This is a genomic window from Streptomyces sp. NPDC047525 (assembly GCF_040643025.1).
GTDB lineage: Bacteria > Actinomycetota > Actinomycetes > Streptomycetales > Streptomycetaceae > Streptomyces > Streptomyces durmitorensis.
Map to the genome: position 1 here is coordinate 33,050 of NZ_JBEYTL010000025.1, position 9,120 is coordinate 42,169.

The window sequence follows — 9,120 nt, forward strand, 5'->3', positions numbered from 1 at the left end:
TCCAGAACCCTGAACCCTGCCCGGCGGCGTGGCCGCGCGGCAACAGATTCGAACTCCCATATCATTCTGGGCTGTGGCAGATCCCGACTTTCCTTCCGACCTCCTTGCAGCGCAGCTGGAACTGGCGCAGACGCAGACCGAGCTCAGAGCCCTCGCAGCGCGCCTGCCCTGGTCGGCGCAGCCGCTTCCCGGCTACGACGACGCGAACCTGTGGCGCCCTCGCCAGCGACCGGATTCGCCCGGATACACGCCGGAGCAACAGCAGGAATGGGACCGCCTCCGCGCCCGGGAACTCGAGCTCGCCGCGGTGATCGTGGAGCACGCGTACTGGGAGACCCTCTCTGGCCCGGATCTGGTCACGGCACGCATGAAGCTCAAGCACGCCCACGAGGCGCCGACCAACTCGGAAGAGACGGCCGCCTAGCGCGCTCCGCACGAAGCCCCGTCACTCGCTGGTCGTCTGGGAATCGGCGGGCAGCGGCGCTGCGTCCCCGTACATGCACACATGGACGCCGTCCTCACCAGGCACCCGGTAGGGCGCGGAGGCGCCGGTGAGGTTGTGACGGTCGATGAGCCGGTGGGCTACGGCCAGAGCAGTCTGCTCGTCCGCAGCCGCCACGGTAATGCGAGCCAGGCCGGGATGGTTCAGATACACGGGGCGCGGGGTCATGCCCGCACCGACGCCCGGACCGGCCCTGGGAGTTCGCGCATGCTGGCGGATTCACCCGTCCGGGGACGTCCAGGAAAGCCTCGTGGCCGACGCCGCGCAGAGCGCTGGACCCGCTGCCGAGGGGGACGCCCAGGAGCACATGAAGGCCCGCTCCGCGCTGAAGCACCACGGCGAGCCCGCCTGATCGAATTTCCCGCACCCGGCGAGGCCCGGCACCGTACCGTCTCCGCATGGCAAGCACTACGTGCGGCTGGTGTGGCCGCCTGACTCACATGACCCCTGTTGGAGATCCGTCCAGGATGCCGGGACGGGAGTACGGCAATGCGGTGCCGTACGCGCAGGCGTTCCGGTGCGCCAGTGAGGAGTGTCGGGCTCTGTCGATTGGCGTCGGCCTGGTGGACAGGCCCTCCTCGGTGGGAACGGAGGTCACCAGGCGGCTGATCGAGATGAAGCTGGAGTGGTTGCCCGCCAAGGTAAACCGCCCTGCGTTCCCTGACGTGCCTGAGCAAATCGCAAGCACGGCAAGTGAGGCACATGCGTGCCTGTCCATTCAGGCCTACCGCGGGGCCGTTGCCCTGGCTCGCGCAGTTGTCGAGGCTACAGCGAAGGACAAGGGAGTCGTCAAGGGCCCTCTCGTCGCCAAGATCGACGAGCTGGCGAAGCAGAATCTGATCCGGGAGTTCACCCGAGAGTTGGCTCATGAGATCCGCGAGGGCGGAAACGAGATCGCGCATGGCGATCTGGGAGAGGAACCCATGCCTCCGGAGGACGCGCAGGCGATCGTCAGCCTGATGGATGAGATCTTGCAGGAGGTCTATCAGGCGCCGGCCAAGGTACTGAAACTCAAACAGAGCCGCCAGGCCCGCGAAGGACGCAACTCCAAGTAGTCGACACGAACCCTGGCCCAGTGCCTGTCCCGAGCGCTGGATCCCTCTCCGGCACGTGTGTGACCAGCAAGCGCAGGTGATCAGTCGTCAAAGACGAGGCGCTGGAACTGCTCGCAGTCGACGGCGTGCCACTCTCTGAGGAGGACCTCGCCGTCGACGCGCACGACTTCGGCGTGCCAGGGCAGGCAGTCGTTGCAGGGCCAGATCTCATGCGAGGTGCCGTCTTGCTTGAACGCGTTCAGGTCGACCGACCCGACCGGGGCGCTGTAGGTGACGTTCGGTTCGCGGCTCTCATCGCTCATCTGGCGAGTATCGCCGGAAAGCGCCTGAGCTTCGGATCGCTTACACAGAAGCAGGGCTTCTCCCCTGGTCGGCACAGCCGTTGCCCGGCTACGACGACGCGAACCTGTGGCGCTCACGGCAGCGGTCGGCGTTGCCGGATTCGGCACTAGGTCACGCCGTCGGCGTCCAGTGCCTGTCGGGCGGCTTCCACGAACGCCTCCAGACCTTCCGCGAGTGAATTGAGTTCTTCGCTGCATTGCTCGATCAGCGCCTCCCGGGGGATTGCTTGGAGTTCTGGGGGACCTCCGGGCATGGAGGCCAGACTCCTCAGCCGGTCGCTGAAGTCGCACATGGTTTCGATCAGGTATTCGGTGCTGACTGCGACCTCGAGGGGGCCTTCAACCATGACGCGAGCACGGGCCCGGAGAGTCTTGGTGATCTCCTCAAGGGCGGCGCGGACCTTCTCCGGGGTGTAGTCCCCAGAGCTGTTCATCGAGCTGATTAGATTGCCGACGGTCTGGGTCTGGGTGACGAGTTCGGCATACGCCTGGCTTCGCGGCTCTCGACGCTCTCGGGCGTGCTCGAAAAGCCGCTGATGATCTGCCTGAATGTGCTGCGCGATGATCTGCTGCTGTACGTTCCGGGCTCCCAGCCAACCGCTGGCCAGGGCTGCTAACCCGGTCCCAACTGCCCCAACTGCCGCGCCGAGTACGGCGGCTACACCTGCGTCCATCGAACGAGTCTCCACCGATGTGGGTGTCGTCGGACAGACGGCCTTTGTACCGGCTGCCCCTGACCAGGAGCCGGCGTTGAGGAGCTGGCTGATCATCCCGCTGACACGGCCTCAACCCCCGTGGCAGGGTGCGGTGATCGGATCGGTAGACGGAGGGGGCTTCCGTGGAAGCACGGATGTGGGACGGACTGGTCGGCGTGGTGAAGAGCGCGTACACCGCCGGGTTGGGCGAGGGCACGGTGCCGCGCCCGCTCATGATGCCCCTGGTGCGCGGCGAGCTGGTCGGGCTGATCTGGGTCCGTCCTCTCAGGGTCGGCCAGGACGCACTCACCGGGATCGCGGAGCTCGCGAACATCGCCGCAGCCGCTGGTGCGGACGAGGTCGTCCTCGCCTGGGAGACCCATGATGTCGCCACCGCCTGCGAGCTGCCCATCGTCGGCCCGGCGCCGTGCCTGAACATGGTGCTCGCCACCCAGGGCGGGCACGTGTTGCACCGGTTCCCCTACAGCGAGCAGCTCCTGGCGCGCAGCCCCGAGGGCTGGGCATCGGTCGCCCCCGACTGGAGGCCAGTCCCCGCGTCACAGCCCAGTGGCGAACTGGTGCCGCCGATCCAGGCCGCGGTGAACTTCTCCTTCACTCCCATCGAGCTGGACCACCCCGACCCGTTCGGCGTCACCGTCGTGCTGATGGAAGAGGACGGTTACAGCGTGCGCCTGACCGAAGCGTTCGCCCGCTGACCCCGCCCGTGGCACGGGACTTCGACGACGACGCGCCCCGCCGAATCGGGGACGCGGAGGAACTGATCAGTGCCCGCAAGCGGGACGCCGACGAACGGATCTTCGTGGTGACCACCAACCTCGTCATCGACGCGCAGGAGGAGCTGGCCCGGCGTCGGCGGCTGGACCGCATCTGGCGGGCCGGGGCGGCCGTCAGCTGGTTGTCCTTACTCACGGCCGTCATCGGCACGGGCATCGCCACGCTCAACACAGGCGACCCGGGGCGGTTCGTACTGGGCGACCTGATCTGCGGCAGCCTGCTCCTGATGTCCTTGCTGGCGATGGTCGGGGTGCACTTCGCTGGGCGTGGCCTGCCCACCCTCCAACGTGCCGAGGCACAGCTCGTCTCCGCGCAGGAGTCGCTGTGGCAGCAGAAGGTCGAACGGCGCCCTGACATCCCTGAGCGACGCCACCTCTACCGCGAGGAAGTCTTCAACGCGCTGGTGATGCTCGCGACGCCCGAGAGCTGGTGCAGGAGGTCGCCTAGCGAGCGAGCTGGACCTTGACCGGTACGTTCGCGCAGCGCGTGACGTTCTCGGCGAGGCGGCCTCCTCGCTCGGGTCGACGGACAGGCCCCACCGGGTCTTCACCGCCACCCACTGGGCGATGTACGTACAGCGGTCGCCCTCGGCCGGCGGCTGTCGCCAAGGCTCCTCCCGCGGCTCCGCCTTGATCCCCGCGTGGGCACCGATTGAGACGCCGCACAGTGCCGGAATCGCTCGTTTCCCGACACGCTCACCTGCTGCGCACCGAGGCCGAACTCGCCGGACTCACCGCCATCAAGGTCCTGCTCGAACTCGCCTTCCACCACGCCGTCCGCCGGTCCGCTGGACAGCGCCTACTCGCCCGAGCTCCCACGCTGCGAGCGGGAACCCCGGCTTGAGCTGCGCGCCAGATCGCTTACGAACAACGTCGCCTGGGCCACACCACGTGCCCAACGAGGAGCGTCGCCCCGCGCTGCCCAGAAGACGCAAGCGCAGCCGCCGACGAAGAGCAGAACGACGACCGACAATATGAATGCGAGCATGATCCACCCTATGCTTGTGTGATGGTCTGCGTCATCCGCTCAGGCCGTCCTGACCTCCAGCAGACCCGTACGGTTGCGGTCAGTAGATGTGGCTTCTCCTTTGGCCCGCCTGACAGTTCCTACATGACCGCGAGGTGGAGGGCGGCGGGGAGCCCTGTCGTCCCCCTCGGTCGTATCGTCCCATTCGCCGAGAGGCGGCCGACCTCTTCGCCTTGTCCTACGGCCCCGGCTGGCCTCCCTCCGTCCAGCCGGGGCGTTTGCGTATCTACAGGACGTCGGCGAGTTCTTCGACCTGGTCGGCGAGTTGGGAATCGGGGCGGGGGACGCGTCCCATGCCGAACTCTTCCAAGGCGTCGACCTTCAGGCGGCGTACGGCGTCCCGCAGCCGCTGGGGAAGACGGGTTTCGCTCGACGCCGTGGCCGGCTGCCGGGTGTGGGGGCGCGCAGGGTGGGCGGGTCGGAGCGGGTGAGGGCCTGGTGTGCCCAGAAGTGGGCGTCGCGTACTACGCCGCGGCTGAGGTGGTAGAGGTTCAGGCACTGTGCGGCCACTGCGTTGCCGGCACCGGCGGAGAACTGCCACCAGAACTGGGCTCCTTCGTAGCATCCGGCCCGTAGGAGCAGGCAGGCGAAGCAAGCGGCGGCGTACGGACGGTTCGTGGAGGAGCCGACGCGGCCGGAGCTGGAGCGATTCTTCTTCCTGGACGACGTGGACCGGGACCTGATCGCGTTGCGCCGTACGACGGCGCATCAGCTGGGGTTCGCAATGCAGATGTGCACCGTCCGGTATGTCGGCCGGTTTCTGGTGGACGAGCCGCTGGACGTGCCGTGCAGGAGTCCCGCCACAAGCTCGCCCGGGACATCTGCCACGGCAAGCGCGGGCAGATCATGCAGGCGTACAAGACGGGCCAGGAGGACCAGCTCGGCGCGCTCGGTTTCGTGCTGAATGCCGCCGTACTGTGGACGACCCGCTATCTCGACGCCGCAGTCGAGGAGTTGCGGGCCCTGCCCGCCGAGGAGCGCGAGCACGACGTCCTGCTCGATCAACGCCCGGGTGCCGTCCCGGTCGCCGTGGGCCTTGCAGGCCGCCGCCCACCACGCGTCATGGACCGGAGTGAACTTGCCTGCCGAGCGGGCCTGTTCCAGCGCAGTCACGCACCCCGTGACGTGATCTCTGCATGGTCAGAGCCAGATGTACGCTCCGCGGCCGCGGGCCATCGGTGGAGCTCTTCGCTGACCGACCGCTGCGACACCACGGAGCGGCATCCGAGCCAGTCGGGCCGCAGGGCGGCGCGCCTGAGCGCGTGAGCCTGTCGTGAATGCTGATCTTGCCGGTGACACGACGGAGGCACGATGCGAGGTCAGCAGGGCGAGGGGCCAGCAGATGACCGGGACAAGGCGTTCCTGGAGAAACCGCAGGCGGTGATCTCTTTGGCGGGAGGTGTTGTTGCGATCCTCGTCGCGGTTCTGGGCCTGGTGTTCGGATTCTTCCCCGGGTGCCAGCCGCCGCCTCCCGAGCCGAAGCTGAAGCTGTCCGACGTGGACGTTGCCCGGGAGAAGGACATCGCGGCCGACTGGACCTATGCGGGTGAGCCGCACGGGGTCGTTGAGCGCTGGGAGTCCTCGATGCTGTCGATCGCCCTGCGCAACCCATCCGACAACAAAGTGCTGGTGACGCAGGCGGAGTTCGTGATCAGCGCGGTCACGAAGCTGGGTTGCCCCTACGGCGGGGGCGGCTCGTCGATCCAGGCCCGGTACGACATCAAGGTCCCTGATGGGCGCAGCACACCGTTCACGTTGAGGCGGCCGCTGAAGTTCGAGGTTCCGCCGCACGACAACCAGCGCATCGGGTTCACCATGGGCCCTGAGAGCTTCGTTGACGGCGGCCTGCCGAACGTCTACCGCTTCACCCTTACCCTCACCGCGGACGACAAGAGCCGCCTCACGACCGACCCGGTGATCCTCATGACCCCGCAGGGCTCGGATTCCGTGCTCGAGGCGGCAGAGGACGCCATGCGTAAAGGCCCCGGCGCCACGACACCAGAGTGCGTGAAGAAGCTGGCGCGCACGGCGCGCGAGATCGTCGAGGGTGGTGACCTAGTCTCACCCGAGCTGATGAAGTACAGCACCGAACTGAACAGGCTGGCGTCCCTGCCCGCTTCAGGCTGAACCCGCAGATGCGGCCAGCGGACCAATAGCTGGCAGCGGGTCAGGCGCCCGTCCGCAGCCCACGGAGCCGCGGACCACTGCCATCCAGGACGCTTCACCGGACGGTGGCGTGACCGGGGCCAGGGCACCTGAGCGTCTGCCCGTCAGCGGCCCGCGCGCGTGGGGGGCTGATGGGCCCCCTCGCGGCAAACAAGGGGGCCGTGTCCCGGACAGGGATCCTGCAGCCGGAGCGCGGGTGACGCGCTCCCCTTTCCCTCTCCATTGGGCCGTGGGGCACCAGGGCGGCGCAAGCGGAACGGGGAACATTGCCCTTTCCGGGCCACGGCGCGCACGAACGCGCGAAAGGCGACACCAAATCGCCCGTTCTGCCCCGCCAGTATCCGCCCGCATTGTTCCCGGATCACCGATGGCCACCTCGCCGCGGGTTTCCGCGTTCCATGCTGATGCCTGGCTTCTCGACCTGGGGGACGCGGCAAACGTCCGAGGAGTCAGCCCACGGACTTGGAACCGCAGTCAGAAGGAAGCCCATGACAGGCAGAACTGCCGTTGTCGTAACGGCGCTCGTGTCACTCGTCGCCCTGTGCGCGGTGATGACCGCGCTGGGACAGACCGCCGCCGCGGTCATCACCCTCATCCCCTCGATCGCCCTGGGCGTCCAGCAGATCCTGCAGGCCTACACCCAGCACACCGAATCCCGTCGCACGGCCGCCGCCTTGCGCGACGGTGAGGAGCGCCAGCGGTGACCATGCCGACGCCGCCGACCGGTCCGGGCGGCCCGGCGCCAGCCAGGCCGGGCCGCAAGCTGGGCCCCATCGACCCTGACGCGAGTGACGCCCACCGGGCCTGGCTGGAGCCGCTGCGCGAGTCCTACCAGGCCAGCGGCATGACCTTCGACCAGCTCGGCCGCAGCACGGGCTGGTCCCGGTCGAAGATCAGCGAACTGCTGCGCGCCGTGGGCCGCTACCCCCGCTGGGAGTGCCTGCGCGCCCTGCTGACCGCCCTCGCCCTGCCCGACACCTCGGTCGTCGTCCTGCGCGGCCTGTGGGTCCTGGCCGCGCTCGAGCTCAACAAGCGCACCGTGTGGATCAACAGCTGTGTCGCCAAAGACTTCCCGCACCCGGACAGCGAGCGGCCCGTGCATTTCAGCGCCTTCCAGGAGCTGTACCGCGACACCTACTTCGACTACGCCCATACCTTCCTGCGCAATGCGGCGTACGCGCAGCGCACCGTCAACGACGCGTTCTTCCTGCTGTTCGTCGTCTGGGACATGGCGCTCTCGAGCGAGAACCCCGAGCAGTTTGCCTGGCGGGTGCTGCGCGAGACCGTCCTGGAACGCACGGCCCATCCGGGCGGCTACCCCGCCCTGGTGGACGCCGCCTTCGACTCCGTCGCCGTGCACCAGGCCCAGGACCCGGCCTGCGAGTTCGACCAGGTAACGGAGTCCATGAACCTGTTCGAGGCGGTGCGCCGTCTGCCGTCCGATCAGCTGGACGTGGTCGTGCTGATGTACCTGCGCGGCCTGCCCGAGCACGACGTGGCCGCCGTCCTGGGCCGGTCCGTCGGCGTGGTCCGCTCTACCGAGCGCCATGCCAAACGCAGCCTGAACGACTGCGTGTTCCCCAACCGCTCCACCCCGGAGGGACCCCGGTGACCTCACCCATCGATAACCTTCTCGCCCGAGCCCGCCTCATCGACTCCCCCCACACCGCTCCCGGAGCCCGCTGCCCCCACAGCCCTGCGCCCGCTCCCTGGATCCACGCGCCGGCCCGCCGCCACGCACGGGACGACCGGGGACGCCAGGCCGGCGCAGACCTGCGCACCCTGTGCGAAACCGCCGTCACCCGCGCCGCCCTGGACACCCTCAGCCACGGCTTCCTCACCCACACCCTGCCCGCCGAGCCAGAGGCCGCCCGCGTCCTGGGCTGCCTCCTCCAACTCGGCCACGCCCCCGACGCCGCCCGCTTCTGGTGGCAGTTCGCCGCGGGGGGCGGCGACCACACCGCCGCCTACTGCCTCGCCCTCCAGCACCGCTCACAGGGCGAGGAAACCGCCGCCGCCTGGTGGCTGCAGCAGATCCCCGGCGCCGCCGAACCCGACGAACACGTCCGCACCGCGCCCGGCCGGCTCCCCGTCATCGACCAGCCCGCAAGCCTGCCCACCACGCTACGAATCCTGCGCAGGCTCAGACCCGACCGCCGCTTCCGCGCCCGCCAGCCCGTCATCGCCGCCGTCATGGACTACGTCGTGTCCACCATCAAATTCGTCGACGACGACCTGGAACTTCCCCTCCCGGAACCCGAGTTCCTCGCCCGGATCCGCTCCCTGACCGCCCCCGGGGCACCAACCCCCACCCCTTCCCCAGCCCTCCACCCCGATCCAGACCCCCTGCCCGCCCGCCACCGCGGCGGCACTGCCATCCGCTCCGCCCAGCGCCGCATCGACTGGGACCTCAAACTCATCTGCGCGTCGTCATGACCCTCACCTGGACGGCGCGTTCCCCGCCCCTGGACGGACGCCAGTTCTGCTCTTCACCTCAGTTGGTCACGGCTTCAACGGAGCGGAGGCCAGGCGCCCCCCGG

At 68.6% G+C, this 9,120-nt stretch carries 11 protein-coding genes and 2 pseudogenes; 10 read left to right on the plus strand and 3 right to left on the minus strand.

What is annotated here, in order from left to right; genetic code table 11:
* Positions 1-73: 73 nt before the first annotated feature.
* Entirely contained in the window at positions 74-424 is a 351-nt protein-coding gene (locus ABZ833_RS41400) for a hypothetical protein (protein WP_361058434.1), read from the plus strand.
* Positions 425-445: 21 nt separating this feature from the next.
* On the opposite strand, the gene ABZ833_RS41405 is transcribed toward ABZ833_RS41400, so the two are convergent.
* Positions 446-670 carry a DUF6207 family protein gene (locus ABZ833_RS41405; RefSeq protein WP_361058436.1) on the minus strand — a complete coding sequence of 75 codons (225 nt, stop codon included), beginning with the start codon at positions 668-670 and terminating at the stop codon, positions 446-448.
* 230 nt (positions 671-900) lie between these two features.
* Between ABZ833_RS41405 and ABZ833_RS41410 the strand changes: the two genes are divergently transcribed.
* The gene (locus tag ABZ833_RS41410) at positions 901-1,557 is read left to right on the plus strand and encodes a DUF4145 domain-containing protein (RefSeq protein ID WP_361058438.1); all 657 of its coding nucleotides are present in this window, start codon (positions 901-903) and stop codon (positions 1,555-1,557) included.
* Between the two features lie 80 nt (positions 1,558-1,637).
* On the opposite strand, the gene ABZ833_RS41415 is transcribed toward ABZ833_RS41410, so the two are convergent.
* The gene (locus ABZ833_RS41415; protein WP_361058440.1) at positions 1,638-1,859 is read right to left on the minus strand and encodes a hypothetical protein; all 222 of its coding nucleotides are present in this window, start codon (positions 1,857-1,859) and stop codon (positions 1,638-1,640) included.
* A gap of 146 nt (positions 1,860-2,005) precedes the next feature.
* Positions 2,006-2,572 (minus strand): hypothetical protein, encoded by a 567-nt coding sequence (locus ABZ833_RS41420; protein WP_361058442.1) that lies wholly within the window; start codon positions 2,570-2,572, stop codon positions 2,006-2,008.
* Positions 2,573-2,748: 176 nt separating this feature from the next.
* Between ABZ833_RS41420 and ABZ833_RS41425 the strand changes: the two genes are divergently transcribed.
* The 8 genes and pseudogenes from ABZ833_RS41425 (at position 2,749) to ABZ833_RS41460 (ending at position 9,016) form a co-directional block, all read left to right on the plus strand.
* Positions 2,749-3,309 carry a hypothetical protein gene (locus ABZ833_RS41425; protein WP_361058571.1) on the plus strand — a complete coding sequence of 187 codons (561 nt, stop codon included), beginning with the start codon at positions 2,749-2,751 and terminating at the stop codon, positions 3,307-3,309.
* Between the two features lie 8 nt (positions 3,310-3,317).
* Positions 3,318-3,854 (plus strand): hypothetical protein, encoded by a 537-nt coding sequence (locus tag ABZ833_RS41430; protein ID WP_361058444.1) that lies wholly within the window; start codon positions 3,318-3,320, stop codon positions 3,852-3,854.
* A gap of 1,176 nt (positions 3,855-5,030) precedes the next feature.
* Positions 5,031-5,201, plus strand: a pseudogene (locus tag ABZ833_RS41435) (DUF4158 domain-containing protein); the annotation flags it as partial.
* Positions 5,201-5,374: pseudogene (locus ABZ833_RS41440) on the plus strand (Tn3 family transposase); the annotation flags it as partial. The pseudogenes ABZ833_RS41435 and ABZ833_RS41440, both read left to right, overlap by 1 nt.
* Positions 5,375-5,725: 351 nt before the next feature.
* The gene (locus ABZ833_RS41445; RefSeq protein ID WP_361058446.1) at positions 5,726-6,541 is read left to right on the plus strand and encodes a hypothetical protein; all 816 of its coding nucleotides are present in this window, start codon (positions 5,726-5,728) and stop codon (positions 6,539-6,541) included.
* 527 nt (positions 6,542-7,068) lie between these two features.
* Positions 7,069-7,284, plus strand: coding sequence for a hypothetical protein (locus tag ABZ833_RS41450; protein WP_361058448.1), 216 nt, complete (start codon positions 7,069-7,071; stop codon positions 7,282-7,284).
* Between the two features lie 2 nt (positions 7,285-7,286).
* Positions 7,287-8,192, plus strand: coding sequence for a helix-turn-helix domain-containing protein (locus ABZ833_RS41455; RefSeq protein WP_361058573.1), 906 nt, complete (start codon positions 7,287-7,289; stop codon positions 8,190-8,192).
* The gene (locus tag ABZ833_RS41460; RefSeq protein WP_361058450.1) at positions 8,189-9,016 is read left to right on the plus strand and encodes a hypothetical protein; all 828 of its coding nucleotides are present in this window, start codon (positions 8,189-8,191) and stop codon (positions 9,014-9,016) included. Before ABZ833_RS41455 ends, ABZ833_RS41460 begins: the two co-directional genes overlap by 4 nt.
* Positions 9,017-9,120: the final 104 nt, after the last annotated feature.

Excerpts from the sequence above, each read along its gene's own strand:
- ABZ833_RS41445 (WP_361058446.1), top strand. The coding sequence starts at position 5,726 with ATGCGAGGTCAGCAGGGCGAGGGGCCAGCAGATGACCGGGACAAGGCG.
- ABZ833_RS41425 (WP_361058571.1), top strand. The coding sequence starts at position 2,749 with ATGTGGGACGGACTGGTCGGCGTGGTGAAGAGCGCGTACACCGCCGGG.
- ABZ833_RS41420 (WP_361058442.1), bottom strand. The coding sequence starts at position 2,572 with ATGGACGCAGGTGTAGCCGCCGTACTCGGCGCGGCAGTTGGGGCAGTT.
- ABZ833_RS41455 (WP_361058573.1), top strand. The coding sequence starts at position 7,287 with ATGCCGACGCCGCCGACCGGTCCGGGCGGCCCGGCGCCAGCCAGGCCG.
- ABZ833_RS41410 (WP_361058438.1), top strand. The coding sequence starts at position 901 with ATGGCAAGCACTACGTGCGGCTGGTGTGGCCGCCTGACTCACATGACC.
- ABZ833_RS41405 (WP_361058436.1), bottom strand. The coding sequence starts at position 670 with ATGACCCCGCGCCCCGTGTATCTGAACCATCCCGGCCTGGCTCGCATT.
- ABZ833_RS41450 (WP_361058448.1), top strand. The coding sequence starts at position 7,069 with ATGACAGGCAGAACTGCCGTTGTCGTAACGGCGCTCGTGTCACTCGTC.
- ABZ833_RS41415 (WP_361058440.1), bottom strand. The coding sequence starts at position 1,859 with ATGAGCGATGAGAGCCGCGAACCGAACGTCACCTACAGCGCCCCGGTC.